This window comes from Fictibacillus sp. EA-CB0309 (genome assembly GCF_055814265.1).
Genome location: NZ_CP169271.1, coordinates 1,480,262 through 1,501,270 on the forward strand (window position 1 = coordinate 1,480,262; position 21,009 = coordinate 1,501,270).

Genomic DNA, 21,009 nt, shown 5'->3' on the forward strand with positions numbered 1-21,009 from the left:
GGATATGTGCTTGTTCAGCGGCATTTAAGTGCGCTGGACGAGCGATTCCCAAGTTTTTTGAACGCCAGCCGATTCGCTTGAAAGTGCTGATACATACATAGCTGTCTTGAGTTCCCCTCACGAAACTGCTATTCTTTAGTCAAACATTAACGGAAGCGGAGAGTTGTGATGACAAACGATAAGAACAACAATAATAAAATCATTCGGTTTCCTAATTTAAATGGACGGCTATTGGAAAAAGGCATGGACTCATTAAAAAACAAAAAATACGATGAAGCCCTCTCTTGTTTTGAACAATTGCTTCATACTGATCCTATGCATTCACAAGGCAACCTTGGTCTCGTATTGAGTTTAGTGGAGTTAGGAAGATTACATGAAGCAAAAATGAGATGCGACCGAATGCTTAAAGAAGGAATCGGTGAATATTACGATGTTCTTCAGATTTATCTAAGCATTTTAGTGCAGCTATCTGAATACATAACCGTCGTCTCCGTAATCGAAGCAGTCTTAGAAGAGCAGAAGATTCCAGCTGACAAAGCTGAAACGTTTTACCAGCTCCTTCAATTCAGCAGAAAAGTAATCGAACAAGAAGGGGTTCCAGAAGTTAAAAAAGATCCAGAAGCAACTGCAAATCCTAATCCGGATTTTCTTGCGTTAAAAGAAATGCTGTCCAGTGAGAGAGCAGACTCCCAGTGGATTGCCGTTCAGCAATTAAAACGGCTTGGACCTGAAATAACCGTTCCAATGTTTGAATCTTTTTTAGTGGATGAGAAAAAACATCCGGCTGTAAAAAGTTTGATCCTTCAATATTTGAAAGAAAACCAAATTAATAAAATGGTAAAAATCGAAAAATACGGTCAAACCGATGAAATTGACATAGCCAAACTTACAGAATTAAACGAACATCCCTTTTATAAGGAAGTAAAAACATTAATTCAAGATGAACTTGAACAAGAAAACCCATCATTACTAGACATTGCGCTTGCTGTATGGAAGGATTACACGCTGGCTCTTTATCCTTTTTCGCCAAAGCCTGAAAATAAACTTCTATGGTATGAAGCTTCCGTATTAGCGGCTTCCATTCTATGTGGAATTGAAGAAGAAATGGAAAATGAAGAGGAAGAATTGCAAAATGCAGTAAAGCTTCTCGTCGAATTGGAAAGATTTTATATGCAGACTTAATGAGAAAGTGATGTAACTTGTTGAAATACAGAACGTCTATGCTATAATGGAATGGTTGTAATCTATATGATAGTTATGGAAATACCGATGTTGGAGGGAACATTTAATGACTGCTAAATGGGAAAAGTTAGAAGGCAATCAAGGTGTCTTAACGGTTGAAGTTGAGGCTACTGAAGTAGATACAGCGCTTGATCAAGCGTTCAAAAAAGTTGTAAAGCAAGTTAACGTACCAGGATTCCGTAAAGGGAAAATGCCGCGTCGACTTTTTGAACAACGTTTTGGAGTAGAGTCTCTTTATCAAGACGCACTAGATATCCTATTGCCAAAAGCATATGGAGACGCTGTACAAGAAACAGGTATCGAGCCTGTTGATCGTCCAGAAGTTGACATCGAAAAAATGGAGCAAGGAAGCAACCTTGTATTCACAGCGAAAGTAATCGTTAAGCCTGAAGTAAAATTAGGTGATTACAAAGGTCTTGAAGTAGAAAAGACTGAAACTGAAGTTACAGATGAAGATGTTCAAAACGAACTAACTTCTTTACAAGAACAACAAGCAGAACTAGTTGTTAAAGAAGAAGGTACTGTTGAGAACGGTGACACTGTAAACATCGATTTTGAAGGATTCGTAGATGGAGAAGCTTTCGAAGGCGGAAAAGCTGAGAACTATTCACTTGAAATCGGATCTGGTTCATTCATCCCAGGCTTTGAAGAGCAACTAGTTGGTGAAAAAGCTGGAACAGAAAAAGACGTTAACGTTAATTTCCTGAAGAATATCATGCTGAAGAGCTAGCTGGTAAGCCTGCTGTATTCAAAGTGAAAATTCATGATATCAAAGCTAAACAACTTCCAGAACTAAACGATGAGTTCGCTAAAGAAGCTGAAGGCGATGCTGAAACATTAGAAGATCTTAAAAAGAACTTCGCACGAAGCTTGAAGAAAGCAAAAAGCAAGAAGCTGAAAACCAAACACGTGAAACGGTTATCGAAAAAGCTTCTGAAAACGCAGAAATCGAAATTCCTGAAGCAATGGTAAACACAGAGCTTGACCGTATGGTTCAAGAATTTGGCCAACGTCTTCAAATGCAAGGTATGAACCTTGACCTTTACTACCAGTTCTCTGGTACTAGCGAAGAAGCTCTTCGTGAACAAATGAAAGAAGATGCTGGAAAGCGCGTTCGTACAAACCTTGTACTAGAAGCAATCGTTGAAGCTGAGAACATCGAAGTTTCTGAAGAAGAAATTGATGCTGAACTTAGCAAGATGGCTGAAATGTACAAGATGGAAGTAGAACAAATCAAGCAAATGCTTGCTATGCAAGGTGGAAATGATGCAGTTGCTGCTGACTTGAAAGTTCGTAAAGCGATTGATTTCCTTGTTGAAAACAGCAAGACAGCTTAATAATTAAATCAGTTTTCAAATGAAACAAGGCGCGATTCCTTATTTATCGTGCCTTGTTTTGCAATACATAACAAAATTTAGGTAATTACTACCCCTATTTGAAAAAATAGGTTTTAAAACTCGCAGGATTGTTCATACTTATATAGAGCCACACCATACATATTTATTAAGCGTTATTATTTCCGTTTTAATATGGAAGTGTGATACAATCCATTATAATCAACGGAATGCTTAAGCGGTCGAAATAAATAAAACAGACTTTCCTTCAGAAAACGTCTGAACTAGGGTCAAGCGTTTCATCCATATTCTTGTTTTAGGGGTGATATCATTGTTTAAATTTAATGATGAAAAAGGGCAATTGAAGTGTTCTTTCTGTGGTAAAACACAAGATCAAGTAAGAAAACTGGTTGCTGGACCAGGTGTATATATTTGTGATGAGTGTATCGAACTCTGTACGGAAATCGTAGAAGAAGAATTAGGTACAGAAGAGGATGTAGAACTAAAAGAAGTACCGAAACCAGTAGAAATCCGTAAGATTCTTGATGAGTATGTAATCGGACAGGATCAGGCGAAGAAATCCCTTTCTGTAGCCGTTTACAATCATTATAAGCGTATTAATTCCACGCAAAAATCGGATGAAGTTGAACTTGCAAAAAGTAATATTGCGATGATCGGACCAACGGGTAGCGGTAAAACGCTTCTTGCTCAAACATTGGCTCGTATCTTAAATGTACCTTTTGCCATTGCAGATGCTACATCTTTAACAGAAGCTGGATATGTAGGTGAGGACGTAGAAAACATCCTTCTTAAATTGATTCAGTCCGCTGATTACGATGTGGAAAAAGCAGAAAAAGGAATCATTTATATTGATGAGATTGATAAGATTGCACGTAAATCAGAAAATCCTTCCATTACAAGAGATGTTTCTGGTGAAGGTGTTCAACAAGCGCTTCTTAAAATTCTTGAAGGTACGGTAGCGAGTGTACCGCCTCAAGGAGGAAGAAAGCATCCTCATCAAGAATTTATTCAAATCGATACAACGAACATTCTATTCATTTGCGGTGGTGCATTTGATGGAATTGAACAAATTATCAAACGCCGTCTTGGGAAAAAAGTAATCGGTTTTAGTTCTGATTCAAAACAAGCAGACTTAAAAGCAGGAGAATACTTATCAAAAGTTCTTCCTGAAGACTTGCTTCGTTTTGGTCTAATACCTGAATTTATCGGGCGTTTACCAGTTATTTCAAACTTGAACCCTCTAGATGAGGACGCATTGATTGAAATCTTAACAAAGCCTAAGAATGCACTTGTAAAACAATATCAAAAACTATTGGATATTGATGGTGTAGAATTAGAATTTACTGATGAAGCTCTTCGAGAGATCTCTGCACAAGCAATCGAACGTAAAACGGGTGCCCGTGGACTTCGTTCAATTATTGAAGGGGTAATGCTTGACGTTATGTTCGAGCTGCCATCCAGAGAAGACGTTGTCAAATGTATCGTAACGAAAGAAACGATCTCTGACAAAGTACCTCCTACATTAGAGCTTGAAGATGGTACTGTTATTGAACAATCAAAAGAAACTCCAAAAGAGAGTGCTTAATTTGAGGCCAGCAAATGCTGGCCTCTTTCTTTGTTTTGAAAAGCTCTATTTTGGGAAACTCACTTTATGCCAAACCACATATCATATACATTTTGCCACTACTATCGCCGCCGGAAAACTACTAACGTGAAATTATTGAGATTAATGTGAAATTATTTAAATTAATGTGAAAATAAATGAAATAACGTGAAATTATTGAAATTAACGTGAATATAATTTTGGGTGTTTCTTCCAAACACGCAATACTAGATTAATGTCCTTTTGAGGAATACCTTTTACTCCCACGGCATTTGTTCTCTGCAGATATTTTCTCTTTAGAGTCATAAGAGACTTCCTTCAAATCAAATAATGAACAGTTTTGTACTAATTCTGCTCGTTTTATTTAAAACTTCCCTCAGTTCACACTGTTAAAATGCCATTTTTCATCACTCCCTTCTTTTTAACAGGATTACCGTTTAGTTAACCACCTCCTCGGAGATACTATGATTATCACTACATAGGTATCGGGAGGAAAACAATGAACTGGACTGGCATAGCATTACTTATTCAATTATTCTTTGGAATCATAATCGGACTGTATTTTTGGAACCTGCTTAGAAATCAGCGTTCTCAAAAAGTAAGCGTGGATAAAGAATCAAGAAAAGAGATGGAACAGCTTAGAAGAATGCGTTCAATCTCTTTATCAGAACCGTTGTCTGAAAGAGTACGTCCTGGAAAATTTGAAGATATCATTGGGCAAGAAGATGGAATAAAAGCATTGGAGGCGGCTTTATGCGGACCTAATCCACAACATGTTATTGTCTATGGGCCACCAGGAGTAGGGAAAACAGCAGCTGCTCGTTTAGTGTTAGAAGAAGCAAAACGAAATAAGACATCACCTTTTCGTTCAACAGCCGTTTTTGTGGAATTAGATGCCACTACAGCACGTTTTGATGAACGTGGAATTGCAGATCCTTTGATTGGTTCTGTTCATGATCCGATTTACCAAGGTGCGGGGGCAATGGGACAGGCGGGAATACCACAGCCTAAACAAGGTGCGGTTACAAATGCACATGGGGAGTTCTATTTATTGATGAGATCGGTGAACTGCACCCTATTCAAATGAACAAACTCTTAAAAGTATTAGAAGATCGAAAGGTTTTTTAGAAAGTGCTTATTATTCTGAGGAGAACGCAAACATCCCTCAGCACATTCATGACATTTTCCAAAACGGTCTGCCCGCGGATTTTCGTATGATCGGAGCAACAACACGTATGCCGGAAGAAATTCCTCCTGCGATCCGTTCGAGATGTTTGGAAGTGTTTTTAGAGAATTACAGCCAGCTGAAATCGAACAAATCGCAAAGAGGGCTGCAGATAAAATTCAGTTGGGAATTGATGAAGAGTCTTTAAAATACATGGCTCAATATGCAAGAAATGGGCGTGAAGCTGTCAACATGATTCAGATAGCTGCGGGTATAGCTATAACGGAAGAACGTAAAAGTATTACAAAAAGCGATGTAGAATGGGTTACACATTCAAGCAGGATGGCTCCAAGACCAGAAAGAAAGATCGGAGCGAAACCTAAGATTGGTTTAGTGAATGGTCTTGCTGTGTATGGACCTACAAGCGGAGCGTTGTTAGAGATTGAAACTACCGTTCTTCCTGCTAAGAAACAGGGAACGATTACAATAACGGGAATCGCTGAAGAAGAAAGTATCGGCAATCAATCAAAGTCCATAAGAAGAAAAAGTATGGCTAAAGGATCTGTAGAAAACGTAATTACCGTTCTTCGATACATGGGAGTTGATGCATCCATGTATGATATACACGTTAACTTTCCAGGCGGCGGTCCAGTAGATGGTCCTTCAGCAGGAATTGCAATTGCATCTTCCATCTATTCTGCGATTCATAATATAAAAATTGATCATGAGATCGCGATGACAGGCGAAATTAGTATCCACGGAAAAGTAAAGCCGGTCGGAGGGGTAATGGCCAAAATATTGGCTGCCAAAGACGCGGGTGCTAAGCGCGTGCTCATTCCGTTTGAAAATAACCAAAAGATTTTTGACAGCATTGAAGATGTGGAAATTATCCCGGTTAAAAAACTATCAGAAGTCTTTCAACATGCCTTTTTAGATGAGAGTGAAGAGCAATCCGTTCCTGCATCAGCAGCATTAAACTCCCTCCTTCTTCTGTTTAAGGAGAAGAAGGGGTTTCTTTTTATTCCGCTTATAGAGTTGAAGCAGACAAGGTTTCTAGAAAACCATAGCTTACATTAGACAAAGTTAAGCATTATCGGTAGAATTGTACAAAGACTATGCATATAATTAATGATTACATAGCAGTTTTCGGAGGTGTTTTTAATGGGGAAAAACGAGTTCTTCCGCTCCTCCTCTACGCGGATTGTTGGTCTATCCAACGATGGTGCTTCATTTAGATGTAGGAAGAGAAAAATCCATTCAAGCGCTTGAAAAAGTTATGCTTGATGACCAGATGATTTTTCTATCTACACAAAAAGAGGTATCTATTGAAGATCCAGCTGAAGAGGAAATTTATAATGTAGGAACGTTATCAAAAGTAAATCAGATGCTCAAATTGCCAAACGGCACGATAAGAGTACTAGTTGAAGGTATTAAACGCGGGAAAATTACATCTTTTATTGATGAAAAAACCCATACGCAAGTAGAAGTTGAACTAACAGATGATGTTGAAGTGAAAGAAGCCGAAACAGAAGCGCTAATGAGAGCTGTTCTGGCACAATTCGAACAATACATAAATCTATCAAAGAAAGTGACTCCTGAAACTCTTGCATCTGTTCAAGATATTACAGAGCCTGGGCGAATGGCGGACGTCATATCTTCACACCTTTCTCTTAAGATTAAAGAAAAACAAAAAATCCTTGAGATCTTTGATGTGAAAGAAAGACTCGAACACTTACTTGCTTTGTTAAACAATGAAAAAGAAGTGCTTGGTCTTGAAAAGAAGATCGGTCAGCGTGTTAAAAAAGCGATGGAAAAAACGCAAAAGGAATACTATTTGCGTGAACAGATGAAAGCCATCCAAAAAGAGCTTGGTGACAAAGAAGGTAAGGTTGGTGAAGTAAGCACGCTAAAAGAACGTATTGAAGCGTCTGATATGCCTGAACATGTCATAGAGCTAGCCAAGAAAGAACTTGATCGATACGAAAAAATGCCAAACTCTTCTGCAGAAAGTTCAGTTATAAGAACGTATATCGAGTGGCTCGTCAATCTTCCTTGGAAGCAAGAAACAATAGATAACCTTGATATTCCGCATGCAGAAACGGTATTGAACGAAGATCATTACGGACTAGAAAAAGTGAAGGACAGAGTTTTAGAATATCTCGCTGTTCAAAAACTGACGAACTCACTGAAAGGACCTATCCTTTGTTTAGTCGGACCTCCCGGTGTTGGTAAAACGTCATTAGCAAGGTCGATCGCACGTGCCATCGGCAGAAATTTTGTGAGAATTTCCCTTGGTGGTGTTCGGGATGAAGCTGAGATCAGAGGTCACCGAAGAACGTATGTAGGGGCAATGCCTGGAAGATTAATTCAAGGTATGAAAAAAGCAGGAACGATAAATCCTGTGTTTTTACTTGATGAAATCGATAAGATGTCAAGTGACTTTAGAGGCGATCCGTCCTCTGCGATGCTTGAAGTTTTGGATCCTGAACAGAATAGCACGTTTAGCGATCATTATATTGAAGAGCCGTATGATCTATCTAAAGTTATGTTCGTGACGACGGCAAACTCTCTTTCGACAATTCCAGGTCCGCTTTTAGATAGAATGGAAGTTATTTCGATTGCTGGTTATACAGAAGTAGAAAAGCTTCACATTTCTAAGAATCACTTAATTCCAAAACAGCTTAAAGAACATGGTTTAAAGAAGAGCCAGATTCAGTTTAAGGATGATAGTATTTTAAAGCTAGTCCGTAACTATACGCGGGAAGCTGGCGTGCGTAATCTTGAACGTCAGATTGCAGGGTTATGCAGAAAAGCAGCGAAGCAGATCGTATCAGCTGAAAAGAAGAAGGTTGTGCTTTCGGCTAAAAACCTTGAAGATTATTTAGGTAAGCCTCGTTTCCGATATGGGCAGGCGGAACTAGAAGACCAAATTGGTGCAGCGACTGGTTTAGCTTATACGACAGCAGGCGGAGATACTCTTTCTATAGAAGTGGCACTTTCACCGGGTAAAGGAAAGTTAATCCTTACAGGTAAACTAGGCGATGTAATGAAAGAATCAGCACAGGCTGCACTAAGCTATGTTCGAACTAAAGTAGAAGATCTCGGAATTGATGCAGACTTTTACGAAAAAACGGATATCCATATTCATGTACCTGAAGGCGCAACACCAAAAGATGGGCCGTCTGCGGGTATTACTATTGCTACAGCGCTCGTATCTGCTTTAACGAAAAAGCCGGTAAGAAAAGATGTAGGAATGACAGGTGAAATTACATTAAGAGGCCGTGTGCTGCCAATAGGTGGTTTAAAAGAAAAATCGCTGAGTGCACATCGAGCAGGAATTAAGACCATTATTCTTCCGAAAGAGAACGAGAAAGATATAGAAGATATTCCGGATACGGTAAAAGAAGGGTTATCATTTATAACGGTGTCTCATTTGGATGAAGTATTAAAAGTTGCATTAGCAGGTGATGGAAAGTGAAAGTAAATACAGCAGAAATCGTAATTTCGGCAGTCGGACCAAAACAATATCCGGAAGGCAATCTTCCGGAAATTGCACTGGCAGGGCGATCGAATGTAGGAAAATCATCTTTTATTAATAAGATGATTCATCGTAAAAATTTAGCAAGAACGTCTTCTAGACCAGGAAAAACACAAACATTGAACTTTTATATCTTGAATGAGAGCTTTTATTTTGTGGATGTACCTGGCTATGGATTCGCGAAAGTTTCAAAAACAGAAAGAGAAGCGTGGGGAAAAATGATCGAGCAATATCTGGTTGAACGTGATCAGTTAAAAGCGGTCGTTCAGCTTGTTGATCTGAGACATCCTCCATCAAAAGATGATGTGTTAATGTATGATTGGCTCAAATATCACGAATTGCCTGTTATTGTTGTGGCAACAAAAAGTGATAAGATTCCAAAAGGGAAATGGGACAAACATAAAAAAGTAGTAAAAGAAACGTTAAACTTGGACCCGAGCGATAGAATCATCCTCTTCTCATCTGAAACCGGACACGGAAAAGATGAGGCATGGGGAGTCCTTAATTCTTATTTAACTAAATAATCTTACGAAATATACGGTTGTTCAAGTAAGGAAATACACTAATAAGCAGTCAAGCTTCTTTATCTTCATTGGCTTTCTACAAAAAATTATTGCTTTTGATTCTCTGTTTATTTTCTTCATTGACAAGTTTATTGGAGCGCAAGGTGCGAGACTCCTGGGGATTAGCGGGACAGGTGAGACTTCTAACGGTGCAAAGCGCAGAGGAGGCTCACCGCACGCCCCCGGAAAGCGAAGCAACCTGGAGCGGAAATAAACTACTTTCAAGAGCAGCAAAGTAAGCGGAAGCAGCCAATATTAAATAAACCCCCTGTGTTCACTTTATACACAAGGGGTTTTTGCTATTTCTTCTTTTTAAAAAACATAAGGTAAGCACCTAGAACCATTAAGATAATTGGCCAAAAATCTTCTGCTTTTACAAATATATTTTCTACAGAAGGGGTATTACTCTTAAAGAACAGTAACCATAGGGATAAAAGAGTTAAAATCAGCCCAGGTATAAGTCCTTCTTTTGTTTTTCGGTACTGAATTAAAAATGATAATCCTGCTAGCAGAATAATCATCTGTAGCGGTTCAGGCCATGTAGCTACTTTTGCTGCAGCATGAAAATGTAAACCCAGTCCTGTCAAGAAAACACCTGAAAACAGGCTTGACGAGTCTTTGCCCGAACTAGCTTGCAGGATTAGTGCTATGCCAATAATCACGATTAAAGTGGGCCAGGTCATATAAGGCTGAAGAAGTTCGATGTTCATTCTCATAGCGAAATAGAATAATCCGATCCCGAGTAAAATGATACCGCTGAAAGTGTTTCTTTGTTTCATAATGCCTCCATCTTAAACGTAAACCTTTGCTAAATTGGTCGAAATTTGTTATTTTTATTATTGGTGCTAAGTTTTAGTGAATATGGTTATCCTAAAACTGCTGAACACACATTAAAATGTGATAAATACATCATAGCATAAACGTTTAAATTCTGTTCACAATATTGGATATTCCGTATTTTAGGACATGTTATAATAAGGATAGAACATACATAATTAAGGGAGGTGAGCGCATGCATATTCTAGTGGTTGGACTTAATTATAAAACGGCACCCGTAGAAATTCGGGAAAAAGTTTCATTTCAGCCCGCAGAATTATCTGATGCGATCTCTACACTCCGAAAACAAAAAAGTATACTTGAATGTGTAATCGTTTCAACGTGCAACCGTACTGAAATCTATGCCGTTGCCGATCAGCTTCATACCGGAAGATACTACATCAAATCTTTTTTGGCGGACTGGTTTTCAATAGATAAAGAAGAACTCTCACCATTTTTGAACATTAGAGACGGAGAAGCAGCTGTTGAGCACCTTTTCAGAGTTACAGCCGGCTTGGACTCTATGGTTATTGGTGAAACACAAATACTTGGTCAAGTAAAAGACGGTTTCTTAGAATCGCAAAAGCTTGATGCTACAGGCACCATTTTCAATAAGCTTATGAAGCAAGCGATTACGTTTGCAAAAAAGTGCCACTCTGAAACTGATATCGGTGAAAATGCTGTTTCAGTCAGCTATGCGGCTGTTGAACTTGCGAAGAAGATTTTTGGCGGATTGCAAAATAAAACGATCTTAATCGTTGGAGCCGGCAAGATGGGTGAACTTACTGCGAAACATCTGCATGCAAGCGGTGGAAATGAAGTTCTGGTCATAAATCGTACATTTGAAAAAGCGCAAGAAGTAGCTGAGAAGTTTCATGGTACTGCTCATCCGTTCGAGAATCTCGAAAGCTTGCTCGTAAAAGCAGATATTGTAATCTCTTCAACAGGTGCAAGCAAGTTTGTTATCACGAAAGAAACAGCTGCACCGGCTGTTAAGAAACGTAAAGGTCTCCCATTGTTTATGGTGGATATCGCTGTTCCACGGGACTTAGATCCGGCTTTGCATGATTTGGAAAGCGTTTTTCTCTATGATATTGATGACTTAGAGGGTATCGTAGAATCAAATCTGGCGGAGCGTATGAAAGAGGCAGAAAAGATTGAGATTATGATTGAAGCCGAAATTGTTGCTTTTCAGTCTTGGATTTCTATGCTTGGCGTAGTACCATTAATCTCTGCTCTTCGTGAAAAGGCATTAAACATTCAAGCAGAAACGATGCAGAGCATTGAACGCAAGCTGCCAGATCTTACAGATCGCGAAAGAAAGATTTTAAGCAAACATACAAAGAGTATCGTGAATCAATTGCTTCGTGAACCTGTAACAAGAGCTAAAGAAATGGCAGGCGAGCCAGGAGCAGAAGAACAATTACAGTTATTCACTGAAATTTTTGGGTTAGAAGAATATTTGGATAAACAGAAGCAGTTGGAAACTGGACTTGCTGCAAACAGAAAAGAAAAGACTTCTCTTACAGACGAAGTGATTCATTCTTCCGCAGTAAGAACTTAATTTTTCGTTTCCCTCGGGCTCATGGAGTGTGAGCAAAATGAATTGGATATATGATCTGACTATTGTTCTATATGCGCTTAGCATTATAGGCTATTTTATAGATTTTCTTCAAAACAACCGGAAAGCGAACCAGTTTGCTTTCTGGTTGCTTTCTATTGTCTGGATACTTCAAACGGTCTTTTTTGTGTTAAGGATGCTGAAAGATCAGCGGTTCCCCATATTAACACCTTCTGAAGGCCTGTTTTTTTATGCCTGGATCCTTGTGACTTTTTCAGTGGTCATGAGCAGGTTTTTCCGGGTTGATTTTCTAGTGTTCTTTACAAACGTACTAGGGTTCCTGCTCGTGTCGATTCATTTGTTCGCACCTACAGGACAAGCTAGTGCGGTACTTGAGAAACAGCTTATATCAGAACTATTAATTATTCATGTTACAATGGCTTTTATTTCATACGGAGCATTCTCGCTTTCGTTTATCTTTTCATTCATGTACTTGCTGCAGCATGGAATGTTAAAACGCAAAAAATGGAGCAAAAGACTTCAGCGGTTTGGAAGCCTTTCATACTTAGAAAAACTATCTTTTCGATTGAATACAATCGGGGTGCCGCTCCTCCTTCTCAGTTTAATATTGGGAGTCGTATGGGCATTCTGGAAAATAAATGACTTTACACTTCTTGATGCAAAAGTCATCTCATCGTTTATCGTTCTTTTGGTTTATAGTACTTATTTATATCAAAAGGTAGGAAGAGGCGTTCAAGGTAAAACGTTAGCTCTTTGGAATGCTGCCGCTTTCTTGGTAGTGTTGATCAACTACTTTCTAGCGACTACGTTTACAGAATTCCATCTATGGTATAAGTAAAGAGATAGGAGATTCATATAATGAGAAAAATTATAGTAGGTTCAAGAAGAAGTAAATTAGCTCTTACACAAACAAATTGGGTGATCGAGCAATTAAAAAAAGCAGGTCTGCCCTTTGAATTTGAAGTAAAAGAAATCGTGACGAAGGGTGACGTTATTCTAAATGTCACGCTATCTAAAGTAGGCGGAAAAGGCCTTTTTGTTAAAGAGATCGAACAAGCAATGTTAGATAAAGAGATTGACATAGCGGTCCACAGCATGAAAGATATGCCATCTGAATTGCCTGAAGGACTAGAAATAGGATGTACACCTAAGCGGGTCGATCCAAGAGATGCTCTTATTTCAGAAAAGTATGCTTCATTAAGAGAATTGCCTGCAGGCGCAGTTGTAGGAACAAGTTCTTTAAGAAGAGCAGCACAGTTATTGAACAGACGCCCTGACTTATCGATTAAGTCGATTCGAGGTAACATTGATACACGGATTGAGAAGCTGAAATCTGGAGAATTTGATGCGATCATTCTAGCTGCAGCTGGCTTAGAAAGAATGGGATGGTCAAAAGATGTCGTTACTGAATTTTTGGATATTGATCTTTGTTTGCCTGCTGTAGGTCAAGGTTCATTAGCGATTGAATGCAGAAGTGATGATTCTGAAGTAAAAGAACTTTTAGCGACACTCAATGACGCTTATACGTATGAGACGGTTCAGGCAGAACGCTCTTTCCTTAACACGTTAGAAGGCGGCTGCCAGGTGCCAATCGCTGCATTTGCAACGATGGCAGATGATCATGAAGTTACGTTAACTGGATTGGTTGCAGATCCAGAAGGGAAAAAAGTGTTAAAAGAAATGAGAACAGGAAAAGATCCACACCGTGTAGGAGTAGAGCTTGCTGAAGAGTTAAAGACTTTAGGAGCAAAGATAATACTTGATGCTGTGAAAAAGGATTTAAATGCTTAATGAATACGTCAGGTGGACCATTAGCAGGTAAAAAGATACTTGTTACCCGGCCGAAGAGCCAGGCTAAGTCACTGATCAAGCTTATTGAAAAGAATGGGGGAACACCACTTTCTTTTCCCGTCGTGTCTATTAAAGGTATAAAGAATGAGGCAGCAGCGGTCCACGTAAATCAGTTATCCTCTTTTCAATGGATCGTTTGCACGAGCAAGAATGCTGTTGACTATTTTTTTCGGATGGTTAATGAGTTAGGGGTTTCGTTAGGAGACCATAAGTTTGCTGCTGTAGGTGAAAAAACAGCCGATGCATTAAGGGAATATGGTGTGACATCTATACTTGTTCCGGAACGTTTTGATGCGGCAGACTTAGCTGAAACGTTAAAAAAACATGTTTCAGAGGGTGAAAGAATTTTGTTTCCTAAAGGTAACCTAGCCCCTTCTTATCTAAAAGAAGAACTTAAGAGTACAGCTGTTGTGGAAGAACTGGTTGTTTATGAAACAGAGCCCGAAGATAATTTGGACTGGTCGTTAATCAATCAAGCGGATTGTTTCTTTTTTATGAGTCCTTCTGCTGTTTCATTTATGGTAAAAGGTTTATCTGATAGTAATAACAACATGAACTACAATACACCTGTTATTTGTGTAGGCCCTACAACAAAAACAGCTGCTGAAAAATGCGGATATAAGCATGTTTATATGCCTAGTCATTTTACTGCAGAAGATATGGTGAACTGTGCCATCTCTTATTTTCAAGGAGGAAGATAATATGAATTTTCAGCGTCATCGCCGTTTAAGAAAATCTGCATCCATGCGTTCATTAGTACGTGAAACGCATCTTTATGTGTCAGACTTTATTTATCCGTTATTTTTTGTTGAAGGTGAGAATGTAAAAAAAGAAGTGCCTTCAATGCCAGGTGTTTACCACCTATCATTAGATTTGCTGGAAAAGGAAGTAAAGGAGATCGAAAGTTTAGGCATTCAGTCTATTATTGTGTTTGGAGTGCCGAACGAAAAAGATGACTGCGGAAGCTCAGCTTATGACCATAATGGAATTGTACAAAGAGCGATTTCTCAAATTAAAGAGATCGCACCGTCTTTAACTGTCATTGCCGATACTTGTTTATGTCAATTTACTGACCATGGTCATTGCGGTGTGATTGAAAACGGTGAAGTGCTAAACGATGAAACGCTGACACTGCTCGCCAAAACAGCTGTTTCCCAAGCAAAAGCTGGAGCGGATGTTATTGCACCTTCAAACATGATGGATGGTTTTGTTGCAGCCATCAGACAAGGATTGGATGAGGCAGGATACTACGATGTGCCCATCATGTCTTACGCTGTTAAATATGCATCATCTTTTTATGGCCCGTTTCGTGATGCTGCCCATAGCACGCCTCAATTCGGTGACAGAAAAACATATCAAATGGACCCGGCAAACCGTTTAGAAGCACTGCGTGAAGCTGAATCAGATATTGCTGAAGGTGCTGACTTTTTAATGGTGAAACCAGCACTTTCTTACCTAGATATTTTAAGGGAACTAAAAGACAGATATCCTCTTCCACTGGTTGCTTACAACGTCAGCGGAGAATATTCCATGATAAAAGCAGCTGCAATTAATGGATGGGTAGATGAAAAGAGCATCGTGCTTGAGAAATTGATTTCAATGAAAAGAGCAGGAGCAGATTTGATCATTACGTACTTTGCTAAAGATGCTGCAAGATGGCTGAATGAAAAATAAGAGAAAGGGTGTTGGTATGAGAAGCTTTGAACGATCGATAGCAGCTTTTAACGAAGCAAAGGAAGTAATGCCAGGGGGCGTTAACAGTCCTGTTCGAGCATTTAAATCAGTAAAAATGGACCCTGTTTTTATGGAACGCGGAAAAGGATCGAAAATTTATGACATCGATGGAAATGAGTATATCGATTACGTTTTGTCGTGGGGACCATTAATTTTAGGACATGCCGATGACCAGGTAGTAAGAGCACTTAAAGAAACAGCTGAACTTGGAACAAGCTTTGGTGCTCCAAATGAAATGGAAACAAAATTAGCCAAGCTTGTGATTGACCGTGTGCCGTCCATTGAAGTTGTTCGTATGGTGAATTCAGGGACAGAAGCAACGATGAGCGCCCTGCGTTTAGCTCGTGGATACACAGGAAGAAGCAAGATCGTTAAATTTGAAGGATGTTATCATGGGCATGGAGATTCTTTATTGATTAAAGCAGGTTCTGGTGTTGCAACACTGGGTCTCCCAGATTCTCCAGGTGTTCCCGAAGGTATAGCAAAAAATACAATAACTGTTCCATACAATGATCTCGAAAGTCTTCAAGTAGCTTTTGATCAATTTGGAGAAGACATTGCTTGTGTTATTGTTGAGCCTGTTGCAGGAAACATGGGTGTTGTTCCGCCACAAAAAGGGTTCCTTGAAGGCGTTCGCAAAATGACTGAACAACACGGCTCTCTATTAATCTTTGATGAAGTGATGACAGGATTCCGAGTGGATTATGAATGTGCACAAGGTTACTTTGGCGTAACTCCTGATCTAACGTGTTTAGGAAAAGTAATCGGAGGCGGTCTTCCAGTTGGTGCGTATGGCGGGAAACGTGAAATTATGGAACAAATCGCGCCGAGTGGTCCAATTTATCAAGCGGGAACGTTATCAGGTAATCCGCTTGCTATGGCAGCCGGGTATGCTACACTTTCGCAACTTACAAAAGAAAGCTATGTTTATTTTCAAAAGCTGGGTGATCTGTTAGCAACAGGAATCTCTGAAGCTGCAGAACATTATGGTGTGGAACATACAATCAACCGTGCGGGAAGTATGATTGGATTCTTCTTTACTAATAAAGATGTCATCAATTATGAAACAGCTAAGTTATCGAATTTGGAACATTTTAATTCTGTTTTCCGAACGATGCTTCAGGAGGGAATTTCGTTGCCTCCTTCACAATTTGAAGGATTGTTCTTATCTACTGCTCATACGGAAGAAGATATTAACAAGACGGTAGCTGCGTTTAGAAAAGCTTTTTCTCAATTAAAATAATGAGAACCGATAGCGTTCGCTTTTAGAAGCGGGCGCTATTTTTATTATAATCATATTTCGTCCTCTTCTCTCATACACCTATATTGTATAACTATATGCAAACCGAAAGGAGGAGAAGGGCATGAGTCAATCGAAGCTGCGTTTCTCCATTGAGGAGTCTGTTTGGCTTAAGAAAGGACAGGAAGTAGCTGAAGTTTTGTCGATGTCACTTGATCCTGAAATTCGTATTACAGAGGAAGCCGGACAGGTTTATATCAAGGGAGCCCTTATTTTAAACGGCAGATATCGTGCGGAGAATCAAGATCAGAATGCGAGTGATTCAGAATTAAATCCGCTGGCTGAGAGCGTTTCTTACCGTTCTCTTACACAGTTAAGTGTTGCGGAAGATGGAGTAACTGACATCACTCATCGTTTTCCGGTGGACATTACAATACCGTCCTATCGCGTAGAAGATGCAAATGAGGTAAAAGTGGAAGTTGAATCATTCGAATACGAGCTTCCAAATTCTACTTGCTTTGAACTTTCTGCATCTATCTGTATATACGGCATAAAAGATGAGAAGCAGCGACAGGAAAGTCAAACGTATGATTCTCCAAAAGAGGAGGTACGTACGGTAATCGCTGAAGAGCGGTCGGCACAAAAAGAAGAGAAACAAGAAAAAGATATTTTTGCACCTTTCCAATTTGAAGCACGGCAAAGCGGTGGAGTACCGTCACAGCCTCAGCCAAACGAGTTTTTAGCTCGATTTAATGAGATTAATGCTGAAGTTCGTGATGAAAAGAAAACAGCTTTTGAGTTTAAACCGCATTTTGAAGTATCAGATGACAGGACAATGGAGGCTACTTTTGATTCGTTAAAATCCATTGCCTTTTCAAGTGAAGATACTCGCCATGCTGACTCATCTTCTGCATCTTCTAACGATGAACCTGAAGTTCACTATGAAGAAGATAATGAAGTTTACGGTGAAGTAGAAGCTACAGATCAAGCTGATTACTCAGACGCCTACGATCATGAAGAAGAAGAGGCTTATGAAAGCTATCAAGCTCAGCAAACACCAGACTATGAAGCACAAACGTACCAAGATCAAACAAACAGCTATCAAAGTCAGTCACCTTATCAAGATACGAATCGCCCATATTCTTATAATCCTTATCAGCAGCAAGAAGCATATCAGCAGCAGCCTAATCACTATGCAAACTATCAATATCAACAAAATCATTCAGAACGTCCTTCTTATTCCAATCAATATGAGTATGGTGAACAATCTTATGAGACAGAACAAGAATACGAGGGTTCAAGCTATCAACAGATGGAGGAAGATCAGGATTCATCTTATGCATATGAAGATAATAGCTATGCAGAAGCAGAATCTGCATCACAGCCAGTGGCTGAACAGGAAGATCGTGATGAGCCTAGAGATGAAAATGCACTTTATTTAACGAAGATGCTCTCTGCTAAAGAAGACCGTTTTTCTAAGATGAAAATGTACATTCTTCAGCGAGGAGACTCTTTAGAGCACATATGTGAGAGATATGATATCTCATTAAATACGCTGATGCGCATGAATCGATTACAGCAAGGTGAAGTATCTGAGGGGCAGATTATATATATCCCAGTAAGTTCACGTTAAGATGAGGTGCTGTTATGGGGCTTATTAACACCTTGGAAAATGAATATGAACTGTACGGGATAAGATGGAAAGAAAAACCTCATATCATTATGACCGACTTTGGGGAGAAACGTATTCGCTATTGGACGGAGGAAGAACGGTTAAAATGGCATGTTAAGTGGCGCGATGAGTCTTCAAAAGGCTCGGGCGCTGTGCCAGACCGTATGATTCGTACTAAAAGTGGGAAATTTGCAATACAATATGGTGAACAATGGATTTCCATACATGATCATGCAGAAGCTTTATTCGGCTGTGATGAGGTAGAACGATGGGGACAGTTCATCGGTATGTTATTAAATTCTGCCGTTAAATCTGATATGAAGGAGAACCCAGTCCTTCAAACAGAACTTCCGGTATTTGATATGAATCACTGTTTGCGCATGACTCAAAAATACATGGAAGCTAATTTCCACGTTATAACAACGAGTATTCATGAAGCAAAAGAGCGTCTTCTGCTTTCTGAGGCAATCAGGAGTAGGGTGAAGAAAAGTACATTGCCTGTTCTAGAAAGAGAGATAAGTTTAAAAAATGGAAAAAAATCTTTCATTTCTTATTTTACCAGGGTGGTGATGCTTGGCCGGTTAGAGGATACCTGCCTCTTCGAACGTTCTTTTTAGAGTGGTTGGAACATTCTTCAGCTCTTTCGTTAAAATTGCTGTTAACAGAGGTAAATAAGTACTTCTCTTTGGACCAGGAACAAGGATTACTCCTTTTAGCTGAGATTGTTACACCCTGGGAAATCTATGATTGCCTAAACCAATTGGATAACAGCTCATTAGAAAGAATGGTAGAGGGACTTAAGAAGTATGAAGAATGTTGGAGTGCAAACCGAACACTTGTAAAGACTGTAACAGAATGGTTTGATGAAAAAAGAAGGAAGGTGGCCCTATGACAACGGAAAAGGAAACATTAAATTACGGGCCCGTCCTTTTTCATTATGATCTATTTCCTGAAAAATTGGAGCAGCATGGGAAAGTGAAGAAGGTCATAACGAAAAGGGGTACATTTGCATTAAAAGAAGCAGAGATGACTGAGGATGAAAGAAGCTGGTTTACGCATGTGATCCAGCGTCTTTCAGAAATAGGCTTTCACCAGGTTGTACCTCTGTATCCGACAAAGTTTGGTGATTACACTGTACAACTAGGTTCAAGAACGTACTATTTGATGCCTTGGTTTGCTTCAGATGAGAGAAACGAAAGAGCAAAAGATGAAGTGCTTCTCGATCACTTAGGAAAAGTTCATGCATTAACGCTAAAAGAACAAGACTTTTCTAATGAAGTAGTTGAACATTCTTATCAGTACCTCATGAACCGATGGGAAAATAGACAATATGAGATGGAACGGTTTACAGAAGAAGCAGAACAGAAAACGTATATGTCCCCATTTGAATTAACCTATTTAAGCCATTTTCATCAAATCATGAGAATGACTGAAGAAGCAAAAAGAAGATTAAAAGATTGGTACGATACGTGTCAAAGGGAAAAACGTTACCGGAGCGTCCTTTGTCACGGGAAAGTTTCAAGAAATCACTTAATTTTTAACCCGACAGGTGAAGGTCATCTCCTTAACTTTGAAAAAGCAGTACTTGATACGCCAGTTAGGGACTTAGCGGTCTATTTCAGGAGAGCTGCACATCAAAGAGAATGGACAGTGGAAGAAGGAAAGTTTTTATTAGATCTTTACGAGAAACATGTACCATTGTTGAATGAGGAAAGAGGATTATTAATTAGTTATTTATCTTATCCTGAACCCGTTTTTAATGCAGTGGATCTATACTGCAGCAGACGAAACGATTATTCTCAAATTGAAATGGTGCATCGACTGGAGAGCAGAATAAGAGCAATGAAAAAATCCGGGATTTTTGCGATGCGATTATGCTAGCACCTCCTCCTGCGCCTTTAGATAATTCGGATTCTGTTCCGACGAAAATTCACATAAATGACGAAGGAGATCACATATAACACGTATATGTGATCTTTTTTTATTTCCTATTATCGCAATAAAATCAATGATTTTCTCTAAAACAACATTATGGATATTTTTTATAGAATATCGTAAGCGAAACAAAAATGGAGGATTACTAAGGTTAAAAGAATAATAAAATCTACAGCAGATGGAAATAGTATCGTCCTCAAAAGCTGAAAGATAATAAGTGGTGCAGTCAATTGTCCGATCGTTTGTTTAAGTGTTACAAACCAGCCAGCAGGAAAACGTGCTTTTCGAAAATACTTTCTAGCCAAGAAAAGCCCCCATTCGCCCATTTTAAATAATTTATGCAAAAACACGATTAATGTGAAAGACAGGCTTTCACTAAAATGAGTTGTGGTGAATAGAATAACTTTTACAAGTTAAGGTTATGCTATTGACTAAAAACAGATATGTTGTATAAAATATACTCAGATTCTATATTGAAGCGTAGATAGGGAATAGTACAAATGTAACGCCTTTTAGAGAGAGGATTCATCTGCTGAAAGAATCCTTAAGGAAAGTTCGTTGGAAGTCGCCCTTGAGCATCTTCTTTGAAACGTAGTAGGAGAAGACGGTCCATCCGTTATGAATGAAGTGTACAGCAAGTTTATTTAGACTTGCCGTAAAATAAGGTGGTACCGCGGAGTCCTTTCGTCCTTTATGACGAAAGGGCTTTTTTG

At 39.2% G+C, this 21,009-nt stretch carries 17 protein-coding genes, 2 pseudogenes and 1 other annotated feature; of the genes and pseudogenes, 17 read left to right on the forward strand and 2 right to left on the reverse strand.

Annotated features, from left to right (window positions below; all coding sequences use genetic code 11):
• The first annotated feature begins 168 nt into the window (after positions 1 to 168).
• The 7 genes and pseudogenes from ACEWFH_RS08185 to ACEWFH_RS08215 all read left to right on the forward strand — a co-directional run bounded on the left by ACEWFH_RS08185 (position 169) and on the right by ACEWFH_RS08215 (position 9,705).
• On the forward strand, positions 169 to 1,182 hold the full coding sequence (locus ACEWFH_RS08185) for a hypothetical protein (protein WP_473726817.1): 1,014 nt from the start codon (positions 169 to 171) through the stop codon (positions 1,180 to 1,182).
• Between the two features lie 106 nt (positions 1,183 to 1,288).
• Positions 1,289 to 2,579 (forward strand): annotated as a pseudogene (gene tig / locus ACEWFH_RS08190) (trigger factor).
• A gap of 328 nt (positions 2,580 to 2,907) precedes the next feature.
• Positions 2,908 to 4,182 (forward strand): ATP-dependent protease ATP-binding subunit ClpX, encoded by a 1,275-nt coding sequence (gene clpX, locus ACEWFH_RS08195; protein ID WP_289494942.1) that lies wholly within the window; start codon positions 2,908 to 2,910, stop codon positions 4,180 to 4,182.
• Positions 4,183 to 4,699: 517 nt separating this feature from the next.
• Positions 4,700 to 6,363, forward strand: a pseudogene (gene lonB, locus ACEWFH_RS08200) (ATP-dependent protease LonB).
• A 221-nt stretch (positions 6,364 to 6,584) separates the two neighbouring features.
• Positions 6,585 to 8,843 carry an endopeptidase La gene (gene lon / locus ACEWFH_RS08205; RefSeq protein WP_473726818.1) on the forward strand — a complete coding sequence of 753 codons (2,259 nt, stop codon included), beginning with the start codon at positions 6,585 to 6,587 and terminating at the stop codon, positions 8,841 to 8,843.
• A complete protein-coding gene (gene yihA, locus ACEWFH_RS08210) occupies positions 8,840 to 9,427 on the forward strand; it encodes a ribosome biogenesis GTP-binding protein YihA/YsxC (RefSeq protein ID WP_473726819.1) in 588 nt (195 codons plus the stop codon). Before lon ends, yihA begins: the two co-directional genes overlap by 4 nt.
• A 143-nt stretch (positions 9,428 to 9,570) precedes the next feature.
• Positions 9,571 to 9,705, forward strand: coding sequence for a hypothetical protein (locus ACEWFH_RS08215; protein WP_473726820.1), 135 nt, complete (start codon positions 9,571 to 9,573; stop codon positions 9,703 to 9,705).
• A gap of 60 nt (positions 9,706 to 9,765) precedes the next feature.
• On the opposite strand, the gene ACEWFH_RS08220 is transcribed toward ACEWFH_RS08215, so the two are convergent.
• Complete coding sequence (locus ACEWFH_RS08220) at positions 9,766 to 10,245, reverse strand: LiaI-LiaF-like domain-containing protein (RefSeq protein ID WP_473726821.1); 480 nt, start codon at positions 10,243 to 10,245, stop codon at positions 9,766 to 9,768.
• Between the two features lie 233 nt (positions 10,246 to 10,478).
• Here ACEWFH_RS08220 and hemA point away from each other — a divergent pair, with 233 nt between their 5' ends.
• From hemA to ysxE, 10 genes are all read left to right on the forward strand, one after another.
• Positions 10,479 to 11,846 (forward strand): glutamyl-tRNA reductase, encoded by a 1,368-nt coding sequence (gene hemA, locus ACEWFH_RS08225; protein WP_473726822.1) that lies wholly within the window; start codon positions 10,479 to 10,481, stop codon positions 11,844 to 11,846.
• A gap of 37 nt (positions 11,847 to 11,883) precedes the next feature.
• Positions 11,884 to 12,702, forward strand: coding sequence for a cytochrome C assembly family protein (locus ACEWFH_RS08230; protein WP_473726823.1), 819 nt, complete (start codon positions 11,884 to 11,886; stop codon positions 12,700 to 12,702).
• Positions 12,703 to 12,722: 20 nt separating this feature from the next.
• Positions 12,723 to 13,655, forward strand: a complete 933-nt coding sequence (gene hemC / locus ACEWFH_RS08235) for a hydroxymethylbilane synthase (RefSeq protein WP_473726824.1) — start codon at positions 12,723 to 12,725, stop codon at positions 13,653 to 13,655.
• Complete coding sequence (locus ACEWFH_RS08240; RefSeq protein WP_473726825.1) at positions 13,655 to 14,416, forward strand: uroporphyrinogen-III synthase; 762 nt, start codon at positions 13,655 to 13,657, stop codon at positions 14,414 to 14,416. Before hemC ends, ACEWFH_RS08240 begins: the two co-directional genes overlap by 1 nt.
• A gap of 1 nt (position 14,417) precedes the next feature.
• On the forward strand, positions 14,418 to 15,389 hold the full coding sequence (hemB, locus tag ACEWFH_RS08245) for a porphobilinogen synthase (protein ID WP_473726826.1): 972 nt from the start codon (positions 14,418 to 14,420) through the stop codon (positions 15,387 to 15,389).
• Between the two features lie 16 nt (positions 15,390 to 15,405).
• The gene (gene hemL / locus ACEWFH_RS08250; RefSeq protein WP_473727243.1) at positions 15,406 to 16,692 is read left to right on the forward strand and encodes a glutamate-1-semialdehyde 2,1-aminomutase; all 1,287 of its coding nucleotides are present in this window, start codon (positions 15,406 to 15,408) and stop codon (positions 16,690 to 16,692) included.
• Positions 16,693 to 16,813: 121 nt separating this feature from the next.
• Entirely contained in the window at positions 16,814 to 18,322 is a 1,509-nt protein-coding gene (locus ACEWFH_RS08255) for a LysM peptidoglycan-binding domain-containing protein (protein ID WP_473726827.1), read from the forward strand.
• 32 nt (positions 18,323 to 18,354) lie between these two features.
• Positions 18,355 to 18,978 (forward strand): hypothetical protein, encoded by a 624-nt coding sequence (locus ACEWFH_RS08260; RefSeq protein WP_473726828.1) that lies wholly within the window; start codon positions 18,355 to 18,357, stop codon positions 18,976 to 18,978.
• A gap of 5 nt (positions 18,979 to 18,983) precedes the next feature.
• Positions 18,984 to 19,253 carry a hypothetical protein gene (locus tag ACEWFH_RS08265; RefSeq protein ID WP_473726829.1) on the forward strand — a complete coding sequence of 90 codons (270 nt, stop codon included), beginning with the start codon at positions 18,984 to 18,986 and terminating at the stop codon, positions 19,251 to 19,253.
• Positions 19,250 to 20,242, forward strand: coding sequence for a spore coat protein YsxE (gene ysxE / locus ACEWFH_RS08270; RefSeq protein ID WP_473726830.1), 993 nt, complete (start codon positions 19,250 to 19,252; stop codon positions 20,240 to 20,242). Before ACEWFH_RS08265 ends, ysxE begins: the two co-directional genes overlap by 4 nt.
• Before the next feature lie 161 nt (positions 20,243 to 20,403).
• Here ysxE and ACEWFH_RS08275 read toward each other — a convergent pair whose 3' ends face one another.
• Positions 20,404 to 20,601, reverse strand: coding sequence for a hypothetical protein (locus ACEWFH_RS08275; protein WP_473726831.1), 198 nt, complete (start codon positions 20,599 to 20,601; stop codon positions 20,404 to 20,406).
• Between the two features lie 167 nt (positions 20,602 to 20,768).
• Positions 20,769 to 20,991, forward strand: a binding site (T-box leader).
• Positions 20,992 to 21,009: the final 18 nt, after the last annotated feature.